This is a genomic window from Paenibacillus tuaregi (genome assembly GCF_900086655.1).
GTDB classification, from domain to species: domain Bacteria; phylum Bacillota; class Bacilli; order Paenibacillales; family Paenibacillaceae; genus Fontibacillus; species Fontibacillus tuaregi.
In genome coordinates this window covers 354828-377545 of sequence record NZ_LT575476.1, presented here as the reverse complement: position 1 = coordinate 377545, position 22718 = coordinate 354828, and the positions used below count along the sequence as shown (strand labels likewise).

Here is a 22718-nt window from a genome sequence, read left to right as displayed (position 1 = left end):
ACATCAAAGGTTGTTTTGATTCTCTTCCCCTCCCCGGCTTCCCACCTGAAGCGTGCTGAAGCGGTCTACCCCAAGCTTCGCCCACTCCGCCAGAAATTCAGCACTAAGCGGCAAGGCCCTTTCGTCCAAGTCAAAGGCCGGATGGTGCCATTCCCTGCTGCCGGATGTCCCCATAAACACAAAAAAGCCAGGTATCCGCTTCTGATAATACGCGAAATCCTCGCCCGCCGGCGAAGGCTCCACCTCCACCACAGCCAGCCCCGCATTCTCGGCGGCAGAGGTGGTCAGCTTGGCAAGCGCAGGATCGTTGTGAACGGCCGGCGGCCCCTTCACCCACCTAAGCTCTGCCGTGGTTCCGAGCGCCGCGCTAACGCCGCGCACCACTTCTTCGAACCGGGCCAGCACCCGGGTCCGCACCTCCGGGTCAAATGTCCGGATCGTCCCATCCAGAACAGCCTTATCTGGAACAACGTTCCACGCTGTACCGCTGTGGAAGCGGGTCACACTGACCACCGCGCTCTCCAGTGAGCCTACATTCCGGCTGGAGATGGTCTGAAGCGCCGTGACAATGTGCGAAGCGGCCACGATCGGGTCACGGCCATTCTCCGGCACGGCGGCATGCGTGCCCTGGCCCAGCACCTCGATCACGAAGCCATCCGCCGCAGCCATCAAAGGCCCCGGACGGATGCCCACCGTGCCGACCGGGAGGTCCGGCTTGTTATGCATGCCGAAGATGGCGCTGACTCCATCCAGCGCACCGCTTGCCAGCACCAACTCCGCCCCTTCGGCCCGCTCCTCCGCAGGCTGGAAGACAAGGCGCACGGTGCCAGCCAGTTCATCCTCCCGCTACTTAAGCAGGTAGGCGGCTCCCAGCACCGAGGCGGTATGAAAGTCATGTCCGCAGGCATGCATGCGGCCCGGGATTTTGGAGGCGTATTCCAGCCCCGTCTCCTCTTGAATCGGCAGGGCGTCTATATCTGCCCGCAGCGCAATCACAGGGCCGCCCCGCAGGCCTCCCACTTCGGCGATAACGCCGGTCTTGAGACCGTAGTCCAGGATACGGATTCCGGCCTCTTTCAGCCAGCTCCGGATAGATTCCGTTGTCTTATACTCTTCATGCGAAACTTCCGGATATTCGTGAAGCTGGCGGCGCATGGCAATAAGCTGATCTTCAAGCAGCATGGTTAGACCTCCTTGATCGTTCCTTCCGAATGTACGGCAGCTGCTTCCGTAAAAGCCTCCTTAAGCAGCTCATAGGAGCGGACCCGCTTGCTGAAGTCCTGCAGTGCCGTAATAATGATATATTCGGCCACACCGTACCGTTCTCCTACCTCAAGCAGCTTGTGCCTGACGGTTGCTTTGGAACCCTTCGTAACTTCCGCCAGCCGCTCCTCTATAGTGAAGGGCTCCCCGGCCTGCCTGCCGAATTCTTCGGCTTGCTCGAGACTGCCCACGGTCGCCTTCCCGCCGCTCTCCAGCGTCACCCGGTACAGCTTCTGTTCGCTGGCCAGACTCTCGGCCTCAGCATCTGTATCCGCCACAATGACAGGCAGCGCAATAATCGGCTGAGGCTTGCTTCCGCCTGCATAATTGAAGGACCGATGATACGCGGCAAAGGCGTCCTCAGCCACAACAGGGTCACTGTTGATGAACAAAGCGAACACATAAGGCAGCCCGAGCTCTGCGGCCAGCTCCGCGCTCTGCACACTTGCGCCAAGCAGGTGAATCCGTGCGGGCTGTCCCGGCAGAGGAGTCGCCCTCAGTCCGAAGAGCGGATGCTCCTCACTCAGCCGGTTGTACACATACCCACTGAGCTCCTTAAGCTTATCTGTGAGTGAATCCCCAGCTGCCGGATTCCCCTGCTGGAGCGCCCGCGTCGAACGCGGCAGCCCTCCGGGGGCGCGGCCGATCCCTAAATCCACCCGGCCCGGTGCCAGGGATGCCAGCACATTAAAGTTCTCGGCTACTTTATACGGGCTGTAATGCTGAAGCATAACGCCGCCTGAACCGATACGGATTCGACTCGTCTTGGCAAGCAAGTAGGCGATGAGCACCTCTGGCGAGGAACCCGCTACCTTGTCCCCATCATGGTGCTCAGACACCCAGAACCTCTCATAACCCAGCCGTTCGGCGGCTTGGGCAAGTTCCACAGTATGCGAGAACGCCTCCTCCGGTGTCTCGCCTTCAAACACCGGGCTTTGATCCAATATACTCAGCCTGATCCCCAATGCTTCTCCCCCGCTTTCCTTCAAGTTAGATGTCATAAGTAAGCTCCGGCGTAATCCGACTGAGAAATTGCCGGGTCCGCTCCTCCTTGGGAGACCGGAAAATTTCATTTGGCTTCCCTTCCTCCACAACGACCCCGCCGTCCATAAAGACCACGTGACTGGATACGTCCCTGGCGAAGCCCATCTCATGAGTCACCACAATCATGGTGATCCCCTCAGCAGCGATCCTGCGGATCACCGACAACACCTCCCCAACGAGTTCCGGGTCCAGTGCCGATGTCGGCTCATCGAACAGGATCACCTCAGGTTCAAGCGCAAGCGCCCTGGCTATGCCAACCCGCTGCTGCTGGCCGCCCGACAGCTGGCTTGGATACATATCCAGCTTATCGCCAAGCCCTACCTTTTCCAGCACCTGTACGCTCTTCTCCCTCGCCTCCACCTTTCCAAATCCCTGTACAATGACAAGCCCTTCCATGACATTCTCAAGGACGGTCTTGTGCTTGAACAGGTTGTAATGCTGGAACACCATGGCGGTCTTCCTGCGGAGTGTCTGGATATCCTGCTTGCCGGGGCGCTTGCAGTCCACCTGATAACCGGAGATTTCGACTTCTCCGCTGTCCGGTTTCTCCAGAAAATTCAGACAGCGAAGCAGGGTCGTTTTGCCGGAGCCGCTTGGCCCCAGAATAACAACTACCTCCCCTTGCTCCACGGATAAATCAATTCCTTTCAGCACTTCCTGCTTGCCGAATTTCTTCGTAATATTACGGACTCTTATCATGCGACACCGCCTCGGTTGAACGTATTGATCTTCCTTTCAATTCGGGCCGTTACCCGTTCAATAATTACGGTTAATCCCCAGAACATTAGAGCCGCCGCAATATAAGCCTCGAAAAACTTCCAATTCGTCGAAGCGATAATATTCGCCCTAGCATTAATCTCCGTAATGGAGACGGTAAAAGCGAGGGTAGTACCATGCAGCATGCCGATCACCTCGCTGGACAGATTAAGCAGACTGACCGCCAGCGCCTGCGGCAGAATAATCCGGCGGAACGTCTGAATCGGCGTCATGCCGACCGAATAAGCCGCCTCCACCTGCCCGCGGTCCACCGCCTGGATTCCAGAGCGGATCACCTCGGACATATAAGCTCCGGCTGTGAGCGAGAAGGCAATAAAGACAAAATATACAATTGGAATGGATGCCGCTGTGAAATCAAAGCCGAACTTTCTGGCCAAGGCATCAATCAGAATCGGCAGCCCGTAATATATCAAAAACAGATGCATCAGCATCGGTGTGCCTCGGATGACCGTCACATAGGCCGAAGCCAGCTGCCGGAGCACGGGCACCCGGTGAATCCGAACCAGCGCTACGGGCAGCGCAATGATGAAGCCGCCAATCAGCGAGACGGCTGTAATAAGCAGCGTCAAGGGCAGTGCCTTGAACAGGTCCAGAAATGCCGTCAGGATAAACTGCGGGTCGAGTTGAATAAGCCCTCACCTTCCTTTCCTGTCTGCCTAATGCTCCGAAAGAGCTTGAAGCTGGTTCTGGCCCTATAATGGTTCTCATGTCTGTGAAGCCGCCGCTCCGCCAAGAGGAACAGTTGCTCCAGGATCATGGCGATCACAAAATAGATCAGCGACAGGGCGATATAGGTTTCAAAAAAATGCATCGTTGTACTTCCCAGCGTCTGCGCCTTGCCGCTGATATCCATGGTCCCCAGCGTATAAGCCAGCGAGGTCTCCTTCAGATTCGCCAGTACCTTATTGGCGAAATTAGGTACAGAGACAGCCAGAGCCTGCGGCAGCAGAATCCGCCGGAAGGCCTGAACCTTGGTCATGCCTACGGAATAAGCGGCCTCCATCTGTCCGCGATCCACCGCAGCTACCGCGCCCCGGATAATCTCGCAGATGTATGCTCCGCTGTTCAGCGCATACGTCAATATAACAAAGGCAAGAACCGGCACTCTTGTCACGTCAATAGAGACCAGCTTTAGAATCTCAGGAACTCCGTAATAGATCAGGAACAGCAGAATTAGCACCGGAGTTCCCCGGAAGAAGGAGACGCAGAGTGCGGCCAGGTGCTTAAGCACCGGAACATTATACATGCGGGGCAGAGCCCACAGAAATCCCACAATCAGTCCGAACCCCACCGACCCTGCGACAATTAACAAGGTGATTTGCACATAGGCAAGCAGCTTGGGAATAAAATCAAATACATACGCGATATCAAACGTGTTATCCACGCGACTGATGGCCCCCTTCTTGTCCCCCCTTGCGTTCAGGTAGACTTAGTCAGCTTTCAGCTCCTACTTGCTTTTCGTAAAATCCTCACCCAGCCACTGCACACTCAGCTTGGAGAGAGTTCCGTCCGCTTTAACCTCCTTAATCGCCTGATCCAGCTTATCCGAGAGCTCCTGCTCATCTTTACGCAGAACAAACAGCACATCAGACTGAGTCAGCGCTTCTCCGACAGTCTTGAGCTTGTCGCCATTTGGCATGTACTTGAGCGCAAAGTCGGTGCTGACCGTGCCCGCCACCCGGCCGGTCAGAATCTGGTTGGTTCTGTCATTGGACGGTGCATTTGTATAGACAATATCAATCGCATTATCATGCTCCTTGTTGTACTCCTGAAGAATATAGGCTTCGTTGCTCGTCGCGGATGTCAGAATCTTCTTGCCTTTGAGGTCATCAATGGACTTGATGTCCGTATTGGTCTTCGGTACAACCACCTTGTTGAGGAAGATGCTGTACGGCTCTTTGTTGAACAAATATTTAGCTTCACGCTCCGGATTCTTCTCCATTTGGTGTGCAACGAAGTCAATCTTTCCGGTCTCCAGACTCAGCAGCAGGCTGGAAAACTCCATCGTCTTGAATTCAAACTCATACTCCGGAAGCCGCTTATCCAATTCTTTGACCAACTCCACATCGTATCCGGTCAGCTTTCCGTTCGCATCGATGAAGCACACATTGGGGAACTGGGTTCCTGTTCCTACAATGATCTTCTTGACGTTGCCGCCCTGCGCATTCGCCGTTGCCCCTTTGGAGGCTTCCTTCGTGTCCCCACGGCTGCAGGCTGCCAGCATCCCCGCCAACAATCCAACCACTAGTAACAAACCAACTTTTCTTCTCATAACCTCACCCTCCTAATGTAAGCTCATCTTTAATCTGATAATTCCTATTAAGTTAATAAGATTTATGTTGAGGATTACTTTACACACGTCTTTTACGATCGTCAATCCTTGGAGTAATAGGGTTTTTCTATATGGATATAGAAGAAATAAAACCGCTGAGTGCAGCGGTTTGTTGCCCATCAAAAAATCCCCTCCGGATTAGACCGGAAGGGATCTTGATTAGCAGCCAGCACGAATTCTTAATAAGCCGCTTGATTAAATTTTACGCTTGGGCTGACAACGGGCCAGGCAGACCTGTTACTTGTGCAGATCCGCGACCGTCTCTTGCCAGCGGGCAATGACCGCAGCAGGGTCATGCAGAGCGATCTGAACCCCGCCCAGAATATCCGCATACTGGGCGGTATCCGCGCGGCTGGAGACAACGCGGGCCTCGAAGCGCTGCCGCGGATGCTTGGCGTCCGCCAGCGCTTCAAGTGGACTTAGCGCAAGCCTGCTGTACATGGCCGTTCCGGCATAGAAGACGCACAGCGTGGCCTTGCCGGAACGCAGGATGTTGCCGGTTGTGACCGTACCGGACCACAATCCAAGCCTTAGCGTGTCTGGCGAGAGGGCCACAATCTCGCCAACGCTGATCATGGCCACATGCGGCCAGCCATCCTCTGTAACCGTCAGCAGCATCATGGCCTCCTGCTGCTTCGCAGCCAGATTGCTGCCATCCAGCAGCTCGTAGAGCTGGGGTGGAATTCTGTTTTTGATATTCATCGCATCTCCCCCTTAGCCTTAAGATATGCCTTAATTGTTCTCATCCATGAAAGGCTTATTCACAAAATAATACATGAAGCCCATCAGCAGTACGCCCCCCACCAGATTGCCCAGCGTGACCGGAATCAGGTTGTTCACCACACCCGCAAACGATATGGTCCCCGGATGGTTCAGAACCAGCGCAATGGCAAACGTACACATGTTGGCGATGCTATGCTCATAACCGGAAATGAAAAAGCAGAACACAAACAGCACCATCGCAAACATTTTCGCCCCGTCACTGTTCAAGGACATCGGTATGAAAAAAGCCAGGCAGACCAGCCAGTTACACAAAATGGCCCGGAAGAACAGCTCCATCGTAGGAGCATGCATTTTATGGTCAACCACGCTTAGAAGAAAACCATTCACCGAAGAACTGTCGAACAAGCCGGTCAGGTAGATGAGTAGCGCGAAGGCGCAAGCTCCAAGAATGTTGCCCAGGTAGCTCGAACCCCAAAGTTTAAGCACCTGAGACCACCTTAACCTTTTGCGCAGAGCCCCGTATGTATAATAAAAGGTGTTGCCGGTGAACAAATCACCGCCCCCGTAGGCAATCAGAATAATCGCCGCCGGGAATGTAATGGCCGCCATCGGATAAGTAAGCGGGGATTTCTCCATGTAAAAGAAATTGCCTGTCTTGAAAGCGACGATGACTCCGAAGCCGATAAACATGCTGGCGAGCATCGCTCTTGCAATATACCTGATCCAGCTTTGCTTAAATATTTTGTACTTCTTAAGTGCCAATTCCTCCACTTTTAATAGTGATTCCGTCTCCACGATTCGTCCCCTTCCTAATGCTGAATGGATAATTTTAGCCCATTTACCCGTTTCCCGTACTATAACACAAGTATTTCATTTTGAAACCGGGTCCATTCGGGAAAAAATTCACGTTTAGATATTGATTTTTGAGAATGATCATGCATAATATTAATTAAAGGATCTCATGATAATGATTCTCATTATTAAAGAGAACGCCGAGCATCTCATTCTCGAATTATTTTCACACAAAGGGGTTAAGTCCATGAGAACAGCCGCAGCGCAGAACAGTCAACGTATTGATGAGTACCTGGACCTTCTTAATCTCGCAACCAGCCTGGGAGATCAGAAGTGGCAGAAGGAAATCATCCGCAAGCTCTCTTACATGTACGAAGCCAAGAAAGAACAATAGAACTGTTGTTATCTCCTTGAAGGCGTCATGCTTAATAGGAATAAAATAAGCGGGGGCCGTCTTTTGGACGGCCTCCGATTTTTTAAGTAAAGTCATTCTCTACTCTATACATAGTAAATTAATAGGCCCATAAAAAAGTCGTGCAGGAACCGCTTAGTCATCATTCCCTTCATGCCGTTCCCGGAGCCTCCGGAACATGTCCTCAATCCGCCGCAGCTCATCTTCCGAGGTAATCGGCCGAAGAATGGAGAACCCCATATTCGGATCGAGGGTTGTAACGTTCTCCAGACTGTACAGCTTGTATTTCCTCCTCTTTGGAGGAATCACCATATAGGCGGTATGCGCCGCTACCGGAATAAGGCCGCTCTTCCGCAATTGGCTCTTCGTACGCAGATCCGCAGGCACTCTGTCTGCAGGATAAGTTCTCATGGCAACCCACCCCCGCTTAAATTTTTTAAAATCCCCCTTAAGGCAGATCATCCAGGCCTAGTACGAGGCCCAGCGTCACTTTATGAGTTAATTACTTTTGAATACGCATCTACGATTAGGAGTAACCATAATACCCCAAATTCAGTGGCTGCATAATCATCCTTAGTCTAGTCCTCTAAATATAAAAACTGCAAGAAAGTCCTCTCTCTGAGATAGGCCCTTCTTGCAGGTCTGTATCGTATTGTACTTAACTCAGTTTACTTCTGACTTATAAGTCTTCTGCAAGCCTCCTCAGCTGCTCAACCATTTGTCAAAAAAGTCCGCGTAACCCGCCTTCATCACACGGCTTGAAAACTTCTCAAACGCATAGCTGCGGTTCTCGTTCGAAACCTTGTAAGGGACGGCTGAGGCCATGTTCACCAGTTCAAACCAGTTCATCTCATTGCCGGCAAACGCATGGGTCGAGCTGATATGCCCATAACAAGGATGCTCCGGCTTAACCACAATTTTGCCCATGGCCATAGCTTCTGTCAGCGGCATGGCAAACGTATCGAACTTGGAGCTGCTCCAATATACCTTGCTTGTATTCATCAATTGAAATACCTCATCCTGAGATAAGGCAAACCTGAGCTTAATATTGGAGGGAATATCATATTTCTTCATGCTTTCCCGGTAGCGCTCCCCGCCAAATACCATAAACACTTCCTTGTCGGGATTCCGGCGCGCATATTCCAGCACAAGATCCGGGCGGCGGTTCTCCTCATCCCGGCCGATCCACATAATCCGGTTGTCCACGACCTGGGCGGGATCAAAGTGCTTATTAGCAATTTCCTCGTTGAATCCAATCGGAATTACCGTTACATCCGTAATACCGAAGTTCCGGTCCATCTCACGCTTTAGAAATTCCGTCTGCACAATAGCCTTGTCCACAATAGAGTAGAAAGGCTTCATCATTTCATAGCCGGTGAGAGCCGGGTCCGGGAAGCTGTGCGGAAACAATACACTGTTCTTCAAGAACATGTTCAGAAAAGTAAAACCCGACACCGTGTAGATCACATGCTCAATCCCCTGCCCGTAGATCTGGTCCAGTACTACGTCATAGTTGACCAGGTCCCCCTTCTCATGCTCATATCCAGGGAGCCAGTCATGACCGCTTACGTGCCGCTCAGGAGAGATAAACACAATCTCCACCCCGAGCTCATGGCCAATACTCCGCAATCGTTCGGCAAATACCCGCGGCCCCTGTGCCTCCGAAAATTGGATTTTGCGCATCACCAATCCTACCTTTTTCATTCACCCACCACCTTATCTGTATAGTTGCTAGGGTATCCAATTGTCTCTGCCTCCCGCCGGTACAGACACTCCACGCACTTGGCTAAGCTCTTCACAGTCTCATGCCACTGCGCTTTGAGCAGGGGGACTGGCCAAATCGCCTTTCCCCGCTTCAGATCTGAACGGATCAGAAGCAGCATCCAGACCGAGAAGACCGCCGCGAACAAGCAGTATTCCTTCCTCAGCTTTCCTCTATCCCACGCTTTACCATGGCGGGACGACTCAGACGCGTAAGCGTTCAGCGCCTGCTCCCGAAGTATTGGGGTCATTTGCTTCGGAAATAGCGGATGCGACATATCCAGCACGTGATACAGGTCCCAATATGGCGTATTCAAATGCGCATGCTCCCAATCCAGAATGAACAGCTTGTCCCCTGCCAAAGCATAATTGCCCAGATGAAGGTCCCCGTGGCACAGCACCTGTGAGGCTTGGAAACCAGGGGTGGCAGCTGTCTGTAACAGCTCTGTCATCTCCTCTGTCAGACAAATGCCCGCAAGGCCAAGCTCAGTAAGCAGTTCGCTTACTTCTTCCTGTCTCTCCCGAAGCTCCTCCACAATCGATTCAATCCTTGGCTTCTGTCCCGCAAACGGCAGGTCGGCAGGCCAAGCCGTCTGTGGAAAAGCGTGCCATAAGGCCATCTCCTTAACAACCTTGAGCATCGTATCCGCATCAAACTCATGACTAAGTGGTCCCAGATCCTCGAATATAGACCACCCCTGCCCTTCCTGCCGCGGTCCTGATCTGGCCAGCAATCTCGGATAAATAGCCGGAAGCCTAGGCAGAATATGTTTGTAGACCCAGCTCTCCCTGCCATCTTGGCCTGGATGCGTTAGCGGTTTAAAGATATAGCTCCGGTCAGGAGCTGTGTAGAAGCGTTCCACCAAATTGCCGTTCATCCCTTGATAAAGCGTCTCGCGCTTATGAATATAACGGCTGTCCAAACGACCGTCCGATGTTATGAAATCCCTCAGATTATCCATGGCTCCCTCATTCAATTGAAATTAATGATTCGAATGTCAGCTGTGTGTAAAAAATCCGTTAACTTGCTGTTAATTCACTATTATCTCAAAGCCTTCCGCGCTTGTACACCAGGGCCGGTTCAAGATTCTTCAGGATGAGCTTCGGGTATATGAACTCATAAGTAATCCTTAAATCTGCGGGGTTCGCCAAAGCTTAGGAAGCCTGGACAAATTACATATCTTAGAGGAGGTTGCAGCTATGAATTTGAAAGGGAAAGGCTGTCTAATACCGCTCATTGGGATCGCTGCGATTGTGGTGATTATCGTGATCTTTATGATCAGTAACTACAATAAATATGTGAGCGCAGAGGAGAATGTGGATCAGAAATGGAGCCGGATTGAGACAGATCTGCAGCGGCGCTATGACCTGATTCCCAACCTTGTGAACACGGTCAAGGGTTTTGCCCAGCATGAGAAGGAGGTCATCAAGCAGGTGACCGATGCAAGGGCCGAGCTTGGAGGCGCCCGGACGGCGGACGAAAAGGCCGCAGCTAATGACCAGCTGCAGGGCGCTCTGGGACGGCTGCTGGTCGTGGTCGAGAACTACCCGAACCTGAAGTCGGACGTCCACTTCACGCAGTTGATGGACGAGCTGGCAGGCACTGAGAACCGGATTGCCGTAGCTCGCGGAGATTATAATGACGCTGTCGCGGAATATAACAAGATGATCAAGCGATTCCCGGGTCGTCTGGTTGCCGGAATAATGGGCTTTGACGCCAAGCAGTATTTCCAGACCACCACGGAATCCCGCACCAATCCGCAGGTCGATTTCGGGACCGATGGGTCCACCTCGCTGCGCTTCGGCAATCCTCGCCATGCAGATGACCTGGCTACCGCGGCGGGTATGCGGGCATGAACGGGCCAGTGAAGCGGCCGGGGGCACGGCAGGGTAGCCTGCCGGGAGAAACGCCATGGCGGGCGGGTCCGTGGTTAGCGAGCTGGAGGTGGACGCGGCGGAATAGTCCCGTCCCGGCTGGCTTGAACCAGCCGGAGGTGCGCCAGACGCGAGCCGTCTCACAGCAGACCAGCCTAAGCCAGGTTGGGCTGCAGCAAGCAGGCCTGGGGCAGGCGAACTCGGAGCTGGTCGGACTACGAACGGCAGAGTCGTGGCAGGTCGACAAGGGCCAGCCCCACCAGGCACGCATCAGCCGGAAGCAGGCTGCACTGGCGGTCTTGCGGCAGGCGGGGCTGCGGGCGGCAGAGTCGCGGCAGGTCGACAAGGACCGGCCCAGCGTCAGCTCTGGCGGCGGCTCTGGAAGCCGCCACCTCTCAAAGCCGCGCCGCTTGCTCCGCTGGCCTGCCGCGCTGACAACTGCTCTGCTCGTCCTCCTGCTGCTCGGAAGCGCGGCGGCCGCTGCTGCGAACCTGGACATTCCTGAGCCGTCAGGCGATATCTATGTCCAGGACTTCGAGGGTTTGCTCGCCGCCGATCAGAAGGCGGAGCTCAGCAGACTGGGCCGGGCGCTCGAAGGCGCCACCAAGGCCCAGGTCGCCGTACTCACCGTACCTGACTTCGGCGGAGCCGATATTGAGCAGTACGGGAATCAGGCTTTCCGGAAGTATGCTCTCGGGAACAAAGAGCTGAACAACGGGGTTATGCTGCTGCTCTCGATGGGAGAGAGACAGGCCCGGATCGAGGTCGGTTACGGCCTGGAAGGCGCGATTCCCGATGGTAAAGCGGGGCGGATTCTGGACAGCACGACCATCCCTTACCTGAAAGAGAACAAACCCGATCAGGCCATCATCCAGACTTATAAGGCCCTCTACAATGAGGTGGCCGCCGAATACGGAGTCCAGGATAAACTGAACCCGGAAGCCGTGGTGCTGCCCGAATCTGGAGCAGCGGCGGGGCAAGACGGCGAAGGCGGATTCTCGATTCTCTGGATGATCGGAATTGCCGTGCTGATTGCGCTGGACTTTATCTTTTTCCGGGGGGCGATTACGCTGACCCTCCTCTCCATGCTGGGCCGGGGAGGCGGCGGCTGGGGACGCGGCGGCGGAGATGGAGGCGGCTTCCGGGGCGGAGGTGGTGGTTCATCCGGTGGGGGCGGAACGAGCCGGAGATTCTGACTCCACCCATTGTATAAGCAGCGCCAACCTCATGGATAACACAAAAAGAAACAGCCTGTGTCAGATACTCAGATCAGGCTGTTTCTTTTTATGCTTCTGAAGAGCTCTTGAACACTCTTAATCAACACTTCCAACAACCCTAGGCGCTCATTACAAACACATTATTATACCGGGCTAGCCTCTGGGAGCCCACAAGATGATCGAAGCCCCGATCATACATATTGCCGCACCAAGCCAGTCGTAGATATCCGGACTTCTGCGGTCAACGACCCACCCCCACAGGAGGGCCAAAACAATAAATAACCCTCCATATGCGGCATACACGCGGCCGAAGGAAGGAAACCGTTGAAAGGTCGGAATGATCCCATACACAACTAGAATTAAGGCGCCGACCAGCCCGTACCAGCCGGGCTTCGATTCGCGAATCCACAGCCAAATCAGGTAGCCCCCGCCTATTTCGGCCAGGCCTGCAAGAATGAAAACAACCAGAGATATCAGCATGCCAAGACGATTGCTCCCTCCTCTATCGCAGTTAGTTGACTCAACTATACTCCCATTTCTATCTTATGAAAATAACCAGCCCGCCTGGTCGGTGCAAAGCCGGGCATACCACCTACCAGCTTGTTCAATTCTTGGCGAATCTGCTCCCTCCCGCCGGCTTGCGATACTCCCTGTTTCGACAGAAGCGCCAATCTTACCTGAAAGAAACAGCTGCGGGCACAGGGGGAAAAGCTATCCATCTGACTTAATAAGACCGTTTTATTAAGAAAGAAATCCTCTTTCCACAAGCAAATCCTCCGTGACCTTCCACAGCTTGCGCTGCATTGAGGCGTCTCCCCCGGGCGGCACGGGTTCAATTGATTTTCCGGTTCCAACGTTAAAGTACCCGCCTGTCATGTTCTGATATTCGGGCTCCATAATCAAGCGGATGATAATATCGGCTCCTCTTCGCGGATCTCCAAGACGAAGAACCTTAAGCAGTCGTTCTAATAAAGGGGCGAACCAGAGCTCTCGTCCAAGTCCGGTAACGTTAAATCCCGGATTAAGCGCATTTGCGCTGATTCCCGTACCCTTCCATCGTCGTGACAGCTCAGCAGTGAACATAATATTCAACAATTTGGTTTTTCCATAAATGGAGGACGAGCCGCGAGCAGAAAAAGGGGTTGTATCCGTTAAATCCCCAGGGAGCTGTAAAACTCCGTGACGGCGTGAAGCTTCGGAGGCAACATTGACAACTCTGGCCTTGCCTGCATTCTGTAGAGACGGTTTTAGCATATGGGATAACAGCCATGGTGCTAAATAATTGACAGCCATCATTTCAGGAAACCCCTCGGGTGTTGTACGGGGCTCAAAAGCATGGATTCCGGCATTGTTCAGCAGCACATCAATTTTAGGGTAAGCGGCGGTTATTTCACTCCCAACCCGTTTAACATCCTTCAGCAGAGATAAATCCCCATAGAAGAAATCAACTTTTGCAGATGGAGATCTCATCTCAATCTGTTTTCTTGTGGCTTCAGCGCGCGCTTTCTTCCTGGCCGTCAAGACAAGGTCAAACCCACGGCCTGCCAATTCAAGCGCGACAAGCTGTCCAAGACCACTAGTGGCCCCTGTTATGACAACCGTTGCTTTATTAGGCATCGTCATTTCTCCTTCATGTGATACAATTTTTTTGAAGCAGCTAATCCAAACAACAGAAGAGCTTGAGTATTTAATTGATATATGTCCACTATATTAATTTAATTGATATATGTCAATTAAATTTGAGCTGTTTTTTTTGATCTAGAGAAAGGTGATTGAGGGTGAACTATAAAGAGTTGAAGGATATACCACGGGGAGATCTGGAGTTGGAGTTGGGCGAGCAGCTTAACGCGCTCATTAGTGCCTTACATGCCTTGAATGTCAGAGCCGCAGCGAACTTTGACTCCTCCTTACAACCTGCTGCCTTCCATATTGTTCGATGGCTGTATTCTTATGGCCCAACGAATGCGGCAGCCTTAGCGGAATCAACGGCAATGGACCGAAGCTCGGTCAGCCGCCTTGTCAAACAGCTCCAGTCTTTGGGTTATGTGAACAGAGAGGCCTCTCCAAATGATGGACGTGGAATTGTGATATCCCTTACCGAGCTTGGACAACAAAAAATAACAGATGCGCTTAAGGAGAAAGAATCTGTTTTCTATGAGCGGATTTCGGAATGGAAGAATGCGGAGCTTTATGATTTCATCCAAATGCTCAAACAATTTAATGGACTCAATCGTCATTAAGGATGGAATCGTATGTGCCTGCGGGAGGCAGCTGATCACAAGAATCGGCTGTCTCTTTGCTAAGCTAACGGGCAGGTTTCTTCTGTTCATTCGATACTATTAGCCTGAGCGGCTAGTTTTTTTGAGAACATATGTTCCACAAGGCATTCTAAATAAGTTATACTAGTTAACGGAGTTTAAGAAAACATGGTTATCTGCCATGCTGCACGAAATTCACAGAATGGGGTGAAAGTTATGTCAAAATCAACAAACCCTCCACAGATTAAGCTTGAACCTTGGTCAGATGCCGACCTTGGCTTACTGCGGCTGCTCAATGCTCCCGAGATGACGGAACACCTCGGGGGGCCGGAGACCGAAGAAAAGATTTTAGCCCGTCATAAGCGTTATCTTGAGATTGAAGGTCGGGGGACTGGTCGCATGTATGCCATTGTCATGCTTCCGGAGCGTAAACCGGTTGGCAGTATCGGCTATTGGAACAGAGTATGGCAGGATGAGCATGTGTACGAAATCGGCTGGGGTGTGCTGCCGCCATATCAGGGCAAAGGCATAGCAACCATGGCTGTTGCGGCTGCAGTTGCTCTTGCAAGGAAGGAGCAAAAGGTCAGATATGTTCATGCCTTCCCTTCGATTGACAACCCGGCGTCCAACGCGGTATGTAACAAGCTTGGCTTCTCGTTCCTCGCGGAATGTGACTTCGAATACCCGCCAGGAAGCCTGATGCGATGCAATGACTGGAGGCTGGACCTTCATTCTGCAACGTAGCTGATCCGAAGACAATGTAATACAGAACTATCGAGAATGCCGAAACTTCTGCTTCCCGATCTCCTTCCAGGAATAGCAGAATAGTCAGGCTTTCTTTCTCAGGCCCCCCCGGTATTAATACTTAGATGAAGACTATTGGATATTCAATATGTCCATCATGAATGTCCGTCATGAACGGAGATAAAAAGAGAGGGTCTTGGCTTAAACCCAAGGCCCTCCTTACGTGTACTTACTTCCGTATTGCTTCATAAACAAATGGCTGATCTCCATTGGTCGGCGCTTGACCGTATTGGAAATCGGCTGATACCACCACGTCTGAGAATCCAATACTCTCCAGAACAAGTTTAAACTCTTCCACACCGTACCAGCGTAATGCAAAACGTTGTAATTCAGTTTGAATAAGTCTGCAGAACTTGCCGTTAAAAAAGTACGGACCTTAGCACAAGCTCCCGTACTTCCGATGTTTCATTTGACAATACGGCAATTAGAACTGTATAGTACTAATATGAAATCAACAACCAAACTATCCAACCGCGACGTTGCCCTGCGCACAGCTGGCGAGCTGTTCCTTAGTAAAGGCTACCTGCTTACCAGTATGGATGATATTGTGAGTGTCAGCGGGGTATCCAAGACCAACATTTATTATTATTTCAAAAGCAAAGAGGAGCTTCTGTCCGCGATTCTCAGCGGTATGATTCAGGAGTACGGCGACCTCATTGAGAAGGCAGCCGCAGACACAAGCTTAACCGTACTTGAACGTCTGCAATTGATGCTGGAAGCGCTGATGGCGCAAAACGGCAATTGTCTGGCCGGATGCCCGTTTCTGACGCTCTACGCACAGACACCGCCGGATGCCCGGGACATTCGGGCACAGATTAGCGGCTTCTTTAGGGGGCTGCGCGGTCTGTTGGAGCAGCTGTTAACCAAAGGCGTCTCAAACGGGGAATTTAGAAGAAATTTGAATATCAAGGCTACCGCAGCCATGGTGCTGTCCTTGATCGAGGGAGGGTTGTTCCTCACCCATGCCGGTGACGACCATACCATCCTGGATGAGGCTGTCTCTACTTTAGCAGATTTGCTAAAGTAATTTTTTTAATCATTTTTAGTACTATATAGTACTAAAAATGAAATTTGTATTGGGGGAATTAGATTGGCTTCGATATTTATTACTGGTGGTACAGGATTCATCGGCAGGCATATCCTACGAAATCTGGCTCAGCAGGGTCACGAGCTGCGATTGCTTGTAAGGTCGCAAGAGCGGTTTAAGGAGGTGCTCAGGCAGTTGGGAATTGCGCCCTCCCCGGCAGAGCGCATTCATCCCGTCGTGGGTGATCTGGCTCTGCCTGATCTCGGACTTGAAGCCGCCAGATGGCAAGAGCTGGTCCGGGAGACCGAGGTCCTTATTCACGCTGGAGGGCCTATGGATATCCAGCTTGGTGAACAGGCGGCACGCGACGTATTTCTGCAGGGCACCCGGGAGGTGCTGAACCTGGCTCGTGAGGCCCACACCCACCATGGGCTGCACCAGTTCATCCACATCGTCGGTTTCAAGAGCCCGATTCGCGGGAATTCCTTGGACAATCCGGATGAGGCCCGAAGGGAGCTTGCGAAGGAGCCTCCCTATGAGCAGATGAAGATGCTCGCAGACCTTGAGGTGCGGCTGGAAGCCAGGGAGGCTTGTTTTCCACTGTCCGTGGTACACCCCAGCGTTGTCATCGGGGATTCGGTAACCGGCAGCACGGAACAGACCGGTGGGCTTGGAATTCTTGTGCATTCTGTGAGCCGTGGACTTTTGCGCCTTGTTCCAGGCAATGCACGGCATTGGCTTCCCCTAGTCCATGTGGACCATCTTGGTGCCTTCGTCGCCGCGCTCGCCGCTGAGAAGGATATATCTGCCGCAGAAAAAACTTACTACCTGCTCGATAATCGTAAGTCAAGCCCTTCCATCAAGGGTTTGGTGGGACAGATCTCCAAGGAACTGCTAGCTCCTCGGCCCATCGGCTCGCTTCCTCTTCCCCTGCTGCATAAGCTGCTTGGAGGAAGAGGAGGCCTCGGGAAGAAGCTCGGCATTCCACCCGAGTCGCTCTCCTTCATTGTGGACCTTGACTATCCAGCAGATCCCGTAAACGTGATCTGTGAGCGCCATGATTTAACGACTTCCGTTAATTTTTCGATACTGCCTCACACCATTGCCGATCTGGATTTCCGCCTCGCCCACATTACCGAAGGCCAGTATACAAACAAGGCTGCTGGCTATCGCCGCGGACGGCGGGGTTCCTTGGCCACGCTGGAGAAATCCGGCAGCGGTGACCCCGTGCTTTTTCTGCACGGAACGTTCAGCACAGCCGACTGCTTGATTCCACTGGCTGAACATTGGGACGGCGTTCCGGTATGGCTGGCCGACCTGCCGGGCTTCGGACGGTCCCCCTATCATCACCAAGATGACGTGATCAACGGCTATGTGGATGCAGTAACCCAAACCATTATGTCCCAGGCGGCTCCTGTAACGCTGGTAGGCCACTCCTTGGGAGGACTAATCGCAGCCAAGATGTTGGAGCGGATTCCCGAGCGCCTGAATGCCGTATACCTGCTTCAGCCCGCACTCCATCCTGCTGGACGCTTGCTTCAGTATCCGGCGCTTACGCGGGCAATGCTGAGAACACTGACGGGCGAACGTCTGAGCCGCCAACTAATCAGCCGGACCTGCTTCGAATCCGAGGATCAAATTCCGGAAGGATATATCTCTCATACCCTGGATGAGCTGCGTTCCACAAGGGTCCGGGCAGTTACAGCCAAGGTTATAGCCAGCCTTACAGAAGCCAAGACTTTTGATCTGCACCCGGAAGCTTGGCCCAAAGATAAAGTATCTATTATCTGGGGAGATAAGGACCGGATCTACCACCTGCCTGACCGCTTCCGCCAGTTGAAAGCACATACGCTTCCCCTTGGGCATCATTTCCCATTGTCACACCCCGGTGAGACGGCCGCATTAATGCAGGCCCCTTGTCCGGAAAATGAAGAACCCGCTCTAAGGGGCTAGAGAGCTGAAAAAAGAAGCTGTGTGTTGTGGGTGTGTGTACGATCATCCTCCATCCAACGCCCCTGTCAATTTGGTCTGCCGTCCGGCAGCCCTGAAGCAGGGGTTTCCTTTGTATTTTTGGGTCCCCGGCTGCCCTTGGTTGTTCTTGGTTGTTCTTGGTTGTTCTTGGTTGTTCTTGGTTGTTCTTGGTTGTCCTTGGTTGTTCTTGGTTGTCCTTGGTTGTTCTTTGTTGTTCTTGGTTGTCCTTGGTTGTTCTTACTTAACCTTACTTGTCCTTACCTGTCTTACCCGTCCTTACCTTTCCTTACTTATCCCTGTCTGTGTCCTCGTTTGGCCCTGTCTGTGTCCCCGTTTGGCCTTCTCTTCCCCTCTCTTCTCCTCTATTCCCCTGCTATCGGCGGCTCGTAATTCCACCCAATCCATCCTATACTGTTAAAGAGCACATTTTGCGGGATATACCGGCAAAAGCCCGCATGAAAGGAAGTGCATTATGTCACTTCAGGAAGTTACAGAACAAGAATTGCTTGAATCACTTCAAGACAACAGCAGCGCTAAAGCGGTCTACTTTTATACAGGATTATGCGGCACCTGCCAATTGGGCGAACGGATGCTTGAGATTGCCTTGGTGGCAGCTCCCTCGATCCGGGTGTATAAAATAAACATCAACTATGCCCCGCTCCTTAGAGATAAGTGGAAAATATCCAGTGTTCCCGCGCTTGTGCTGCTTGAGCACGGCGCCCCTGTACAAACTGAATATGCGATGCGTTCCGTCGATCATTTATATACCTTGCTGACTAAGCATTTCAGCAGCCCGAAGTAACAAAGAATTACGGAAAGGAAATAAACATGAATTTTCAGTTGACCCAGCGGATTATCAAATTGTTGTGCGGCCCACTCTCCTATGAGCAGGGTGAAGCTTACTATCTGGACAACCGGGTTACCTTCCGCAAGTATGATGATGACCTCGGCAGCTTCGAGGCAGTCGTCCGTGGACATGAGAACTACGACGTTCACATCGAGATTGACAGCAACAGTGATGTGGAAGCCAAGTGCACCTGCCCCGCATACTACTCCAGCTTCCAGTACTGCAAGCATATCGCAGCCGCCCTGCTGCACATCCGTCAAATTGAGAGCGGCGGAGAGTCTCAGATCCGCTCAAGCAATTCAGAGACAAGTGTGCAGCACCAATTTGGGGCCGCAAGACAGCGCGTGTTCCACTTCGAGGGCATGGAGAGAAGCTGGAGTACCCGGGCAAGTTCCGAGCCGGACACCCAATTGGCCGGCGAGCTGCTCGGGCTGTTCCGAGACAAGCCCCGGCGGCCTAGCGGGACACGAAATCTGTTCGATACAAGAGAGCAGCTTCAGGTGGAGTTCATCTGCAGACCTTTTTCGTACAGCTACAATAAAATGATGCTTGGTCTTGAGATCAAGGTTGGCACCGGCAAAAGGCTCTATATCGTCCAGAAAATCCGCGATTTCCTTGGCCGGATTGAACGCAGAGAGTCGATGATGTTCACCAAGCATTTCAGTTATGTGCCCGAGCTCCACAGCTTTAAGCCAGAGGACGATGCAGTGATCCGTCAGCTGATCCAGATTCACCAGCATGAGCAAATCTACCGGGATACTCTAAACAGCAGCGGCACTTATGGAGGTAAATCCGGAGGAGAACGTCTCCTTCCTGTTCCCCCCTCCTTCTGGGAACCACTGCTTCCACATCTTGCCTTGGTCCCTACAATTAAATTCATGCAAAATGACCGGACATATGATGGACTGAGCCTGTCGGCTGAAGCAGTGCCTATCCGGTTCGAATTCGATAAATCACCGGATGATGGCTATCAATTGGACATACAGGGCCTGGATGAACTAACTATATTGGACGCTTATGAACTTGTCCTGACGGAAGGCAGGCTGCTGAAGCTGCCGGCGGCCCAGTGCAAGCGGCTAATTGAGCTGAAGAACATGCTGGATAGTTCACGTGATCCACAAATTCGGATCTCGCCCCAGCAGATGGAGCCTTTTATGGAGAGGGTCGTTCCGGGGCTGATGAAGCTGGGTGAGGTCCACATTGCTGAGGCGGTGTCCGGCCAGATCCTGAGGACTCCGCTTAAAGCCAAGCTGTTCCTTGACCGGGTCAGGGACAAGCTGTTGGCAAGTCTGGAATTCCATTATGGGAACATTATGATTAATCCCGTGGATGACGGCAGCACCCAAAGGGCAGAGGGCCGGATTCTAATGCGCGATGGCGAACAGGAGAGGCGAATTCTTGAGCTGATGGAGATGAGCGCTTTTGCAAGGAGTGAGAGCGGTTATTTCATGGAGGATGAGGACGGGGAGTATGAATTTCTTCAGCATATTATGCCCCAGCTTGAGAAGCTTGCGGAAATCTATGCCACTTCAGCAGTCAAGGTTAGAATTATTCAGCCGAGTGCTCCGCCCAGAATCCGTGCCGATCTTGATGAACGGACGGACTGGCTGGAGTTCTCCTTCGACATGGGTGGAATTCCTGAATCGGAAATCCGCAACCTGTTGAAATCGCTTGGAGAAAAGCGCCGATATTACAAAATGCCAAATGGGTCCCTGCTGCCCTTAGAGTCAGAGGAATTCCAGGAAATCGTCCGGCTGATCAATGAGGTCGGCATCCGGCTTGGTGATCTTGAAGGGACTCAGGTTCGCGTCCCTGTGGCCCGGGGACTGTATCTTCTCGATGCGCAGGAGCAGAATCGCTCACTCGTCCTCGGCAGATCCTTCCGGAAACTGCTGGACAACATGAGAAATCCGGACAATCTGGAGTTCGACCTACCGGAACGCCTGGAATCCGTACTACGGGATTATCAGAAATACGGTTACCAGTGGATGAAGACATTAGCCCACTACCGGTTTGGCGGAGTTCTGGCCGATGATATGGGCCTCGGGAAGACGCTTCAGGCCATCGCCTTCATTGTTTCCATTCTTCACGAAGCTGAGCATTTAGATCTGCCGGTTCTGGTCGTGGCTCCCGCTGCCCTAGTGTACAACTGGCGCAATGAGCTTAAGAAATTCGCTCCAGAAGTGCATGCCCTTATCGCGGACGGTACCCGAACCGAGCGCGGCAGGCTGCTCCGGAGCGCCTCTGGGGCCGACGTGGTCATCACCTCCTATCCCCTGCTTCGCCAGGACAAAGACCTGTATGCCTCAAGGCCGTTTCACACCTTGATCATGGATGAGGCCCAAGCCTTCAAGAATCACGGCACCTTAACGGCGCAAGCGGTAAGAATGCTGCAGGCCAAATACCGTTTTGCCCTGACAGGAACCCCGATTGAAAATGGTCTGGAAGAACTGTGGTCGATCTTCAGCTCCGTATTCCCGGGACTGTTCCCGAACCGTCAGGACTTCAGGGAACTGCCCCGCGAGACGATTGCTAGAAGGGTACGTCCATTCCTGCTCCGGCGCCTGAAGACCGATGTTCTTCGGGAGCTTCCAGAGAAGATCGAGACCGTTCAGGCCTCAGAGCTTCTGCCGGAACAGAAGAAGCTGTATGCCGCTTATCTGGCCGAGCTTCAGCAGGAGACCTTGAAGCACTTGAAGGACAAGGATCTGCAGAAGCACCGGATCAAAATTCTGGCCGGCCTGACCCGGCTCCGCCAGCTCTGCTGCCATCCGGCCCTGTTCGTGGAGGGTTATACCGGAAGCTCGGCCAAATTCGAGCAGCTGCTGGAGATTATCGAGGAGTGCCGGAGCGCCGGCAAGCGGATGCTGATCTTCTCGCAATTTACTCAGATGCTGGGCATGATCCGCAAGGAGCTTGGATATCAGGGTGTGCCCCACTTTTATCTGGATGGCCAGACTCCCGGCAAGGAACGGGTGGAGCTGTGCGCCCGCTTTAATGAGGGCGAAGGCGATCTGTTCCTCATCTCCCTCAAAGCCGGGGGAACCGGCCTTAATCTGACCGGAGCTGACACCGTGATCCTATATGATCTATGGTGGAATCCCGCTGTGGAGCAGCAGGCGGCCGACCGGGCGCACCGGATCGGGCAGAAGAATGTCGTGCAGGTTGTCCGGCTGGTGACCGAAGGAACGGTCGAGACAAAGATGTTCGAGCTTCAGCAAAAGAAAAAAGACCTCATCGATGAGGTCATCCAGCCTGGGCAGGAATCCCTGTCCTCCCTGACGGAGCAGGACATTCGGGAGATTTTGGACATTTAGCTGTTCGCTCTCCGTGATGCCAGGCGCATATTTAGTTAGATAGCAGCAGCCCATAACTGAGTCAGCTCCTCCTCCCGATTAATTCAGAGGGGGAGCTGTTTGCTATGTCTGTGCTTTTGTGGAGACAGCTCTCCCAGCTTAGCATTCTCTGCCACAAAGCCCCCTGCCTTTGATTACATTGTTTGCATTGTTTGCATTGTTTGGTTGTTTACTTGTTTGCATTGTTTGCTTGTTTTGCATTGATTGCATTGTTTACTCTGTTCGCTTTGTTTGCTCTGTTTGCTACCACGTTCTGCAT

General features: G+C 52.6%; 21 protein-coding genes and 2 pseudogenes. 9 read left to right on the top strand and 14 right to left on the bottom strand.

Features of this window, described 5'->3' with window-relative positions:
- Window positions 1-3: 3 nt before the first annotated feature.
- The 8 genes and pseudogenes from BN6628_RS02070 to BN6628_RS02035 all read right to left on the bottom strand — a co-directional run bounded on the left by BN6628_RS02070 (window position 4) and on the right by BN6628_RS02035 (window position 6934).
- A pseudogene (locus BN6628_RS02070) lies at window positions 4-1182 on the bottom strand (amidohydrolase).
- 2 nt (window positions 1183-1184) lie between these two features.
- Entirely contained in the window at window positions 1185-2228 is a 1044-nt protein-coding gene (locus tag BN6628_RS02065; protein WP_068621860.1) for an LLM class flavin-dependent oxidoreductase, read from the bottom strand.
- Window positions 2229-2253: 25 nt separating this feature from the next.
- Complete coding sequence (locus BN6628_RS02060) at window positions 2254-3006, bottom strand: amino acid ABC transporter ATP-binding protein (protein ID WP_068613559.1); 753 nt, start codon at window positions 3004-3006, stop codon at window positions 2254-2256.
- On the bottom strand, window positions 3003-3713 hold the full coding sequence (locus BN6628_RS02055; RefSeq protein WP_068613557.1) for an amino acid ABC transporter permease: 711 nt from the start codon (window positions 3711-3713) through the stop codon (window positions 3003-3005). Before BN6628_RS02055 ends, BN6628_RS02060 begins: the two co-directional genes overlap by 4 nt.
- Entirely contained in the window at window positions 3686-4468 is a 783-nt protein-coding gene (locus tag BN6628_RS02050; protein WP_068613554.1) for an amino acid ABC transporter permease, read from the bottom strand. The genes BN6628_RS02055 and BN6628_RS02050 overlap by 28 nt, the downstream gene beginning before the upstream one ends.
- 63 nt (window positions 4469-4531) lie before the next feature.
- On the bottom strand, window positions 4532-5356 hold the full coding sequence (locus tag BN6628_RS02045; protein ID WP_068613551.1) for a transporter substrate-binding domain-containing protein: 825 nt from the start codon (window positions 5354-5356) through the stop codon (window positions 4532-4534).
- Between the two features lie 297 nt (window positions 5357-5653).
- Entirely contained in the window at window positions 5654-6118 is a 465-nt protein-coding gene (locus tag BN6628_RS02040; RefSeq protein ID WP_068613549.1) for a pyridoxamine 5'-phosphate oxidase family protein, read from the bottom strand.
- Between the two features lie 30 nt (window positions 6119-6148).
- A complete protein-coding gene (locus tag BN6628_RS02035; protein ID WP_068613546.1) occupies window positions 6149-6934 on the bottom strand; it encodes a formate/nitrite transporter family protein in 786 nt (261 codons plus the stop codon).
- A 244-nt stretch (window positions 6935-7178) separates the two neighbouring features.
- On the opposite strand from BN6628_RS02035, the gene BN6628_RS26365 reads away from it, so the two are divergent.
- On the top strand, window positions 7179-7325 hold the full coding sequence (locus BN6628_RS26365; RefSeq protein ID WP_187386100.1) for a hypothetical protein: 147 nt from the start codon (window positions 7179-7181) through the stop codon (window positions 7323-7325).
- A 153-nt stretch (window positions 7326-7478) separates the two neighbouring features.
- On the opposite strand, the gene BN6628_RS02025 is transcribed toward BN6628_RS26365, so the two are convergent.
- The 3 genes from BN6628_RS02025 to BN6628_RS02015 all read right to left on the bottom strand — a co-directional run bounded on the left by BN6628_RS02025 (window position 7479) and on the right by BN6628_RS02015 (window position 10066).
- A complete protein-coding gene (locus BN6628_RS02025; protein ID WP_068613541.1) occupies window positions 7479-7754 on the bottom strand; it encodes a hypothetical protein in 276 nt (91 codons plus the stop codon).
- A gap of 291 nt (window positions 7755-8045) precedes the next feature.
- A complete protein-coding gene (locus tag BN6628_RS02020) occupies window positions 8046-9047 on the bottom strand; it encodes a glycosyltransferase (protein WP_068613537.1) in 1002 nt (333 codons plus the stop codon).
- Window positions 9044-10066, bottom strand: coding sequence for a phosphotransferase (locus tag BN6628_RS02015; RefSeq protein ID WP_068613533.1), 1023 nt, complete (start codon window positions 10064-10066; stop codon window positions 9044-9046). The genes BN6628_RS02020 and BN6628_RS02015 overlap by 4 nt, the downstream gene beginning before the upstream one ends.
- A gap of 238 nt (window positions 10067-10304) precedes the next feature.
- Between BN6628_RS02015 and BN6628_RS02010 the strand changes: the two genes are divergently transcribed.
- Window positions 10305-10961, top strand: a complete 657-nt coding sequence (locus BN6628_RS02010; RefSeq protein WP_068613530.1) for a LemA family protein — start codon at window positions 10305-10307, stop codon at window positions 10959-10961.
- Complete coding sequence (locus BN6628_RS26885; RefSeq protein WP_082926749.1) at window positions 10958-12175, top strand: TPM domain-containing protein; 1218 nt, start codon at window positions 10958-10960, stop codon at window positions 12173-12175. Before BN6628_RS02010 ends, BN6628_RS26885 begins: the two co-directional genes overlap by 4 nt.
- Window positions 12176-12349: 174 nt before the next feature.
- On the opposite strand, the gene BN6628_RS02000 is transcribed toward BN6628_RS26885, so the two are convergent.
- Window positions 12350-12676, bottom strand: coding sequence for a YnfA family protein (locus BN6628_RS02000; RefSeq protein ID WP_068613527.1), 327 nt, complete (start codon window positions 12674-12676; stop codon window positions 12350-12352).
- A 261-nt stretch (window positions 12677-12937) separates the two neighbouring features.
- The gene (locus BN6628_RS01990; protein WP_068613521.1) at window positions 12938-13813 is read right to left on the bottom strand and encodes an SDR family NAD(P)-dependent oxidoreductase; all 876 of its coding nucleotides are present in this window, start codon (window positions 13811-13813) and stop codon (window positions 12938-12940) included.
- 161 nt (window positions 13814-13974) lie between these two features.
- Here BN6628_RS01990 and BN6628_RS01985 point away from each other — a divergent pair, with 161 nt between their 5' ends.
- Together BN6628_RS01985 and BN6628_RS01980 are read left to right on the top strand one after the other, a co-directional pair.
- Window positions 13975-14436, top strand: a complete 462-nt coding sequence (locus BN6628_RS01985; protein WP_068613519.1) for a MarR family winged helix-turn-helix transcriptional regulator — start codon at window positions 13975-13977, stop codon at window positions 14434-14436.
- 234 nt (window positions 14437-14670) lie between these two features.
- The gene (locus tag BN6628_RS01980; RefSeq protein WP_068621856.1) at window positions 14671-15198 is read left to right on the top strand and encodes a GNAT family N-acetyltransferase; all 528 of its coding nucleotides are present in this window, start codon (window positions 14671-14673) and stop codon (window positions 15196-15198) included.
- A gap of 229 nt (window positions 15199-15427) precedes the next feature.
- Here BN6628_RS01980 and BN6628_RS26505 read toward each other — a convergent pair.
- Window positions 15428-15604: pseudogene (locus tag BN6628_RS26505) on the bottom strand (class I SAM-dependent methyltransferase); the annotation flags it as partial.
- A 99-nt stretch (window positions 15605-15703) separates the two neighbouring features.
- On the opposite strand from BN6628_RS26505, the gene BN6628_RS01975 reads away from it, so the two are divergent.
- From BN6628_RS01975 to BN6628_RS01960, 4 genes are all read left to right on the top strand, one after another.
- The gene (locus BN6628_RS01975; protein ID WP_068613514.1) at window positions 15704-16285 is read left to right on the top strand and encodes a TetR/AcrR family transcriptional regulator; all 582 of its coding nucleotides are present in this window, start codon (window positions 15704-15706) and stop codon (window positions 16283-16285) included.
- Window positions 16286-16348: 63 nt separating this feature from the next.
- Window positions 16349-18238: an alpha/beta fold hydrolase gene (locus BN6628_RS01970; protein ID WP_068613511.1), complete on the top strand. Its 1890-nt coding sequence runs from the start codon at window positions 16349-16351 to the stop codon at window positions 18236-18238.
- A gap of 490 nt (window positions 18239-18728) precedes the next feature.
- Window positions 18729-19058, top strand: coding sequence for a thioredoxin family protein (locus BN6628_RS01965; protein WP_068613507.1), 330 nt, complete (start codon window positions 18729-18731; stop codon window positions 19056-19058).
- A gap of 26 nt (window positions 19059-19084) precedes the next feature.
- Window positions 19085-22420 (top strand): DEAD/DEAH box helicase, encoded by a 3336-nt coding sequence (locus BN6628_RS01960; protein ID WP_068613505.1) that lies wholly within the window; start codon window positions 19085-19087, stop codon window positions 22418-22420.
- Window positions 22421-22718: the final 298 nt, after the last annotated feature.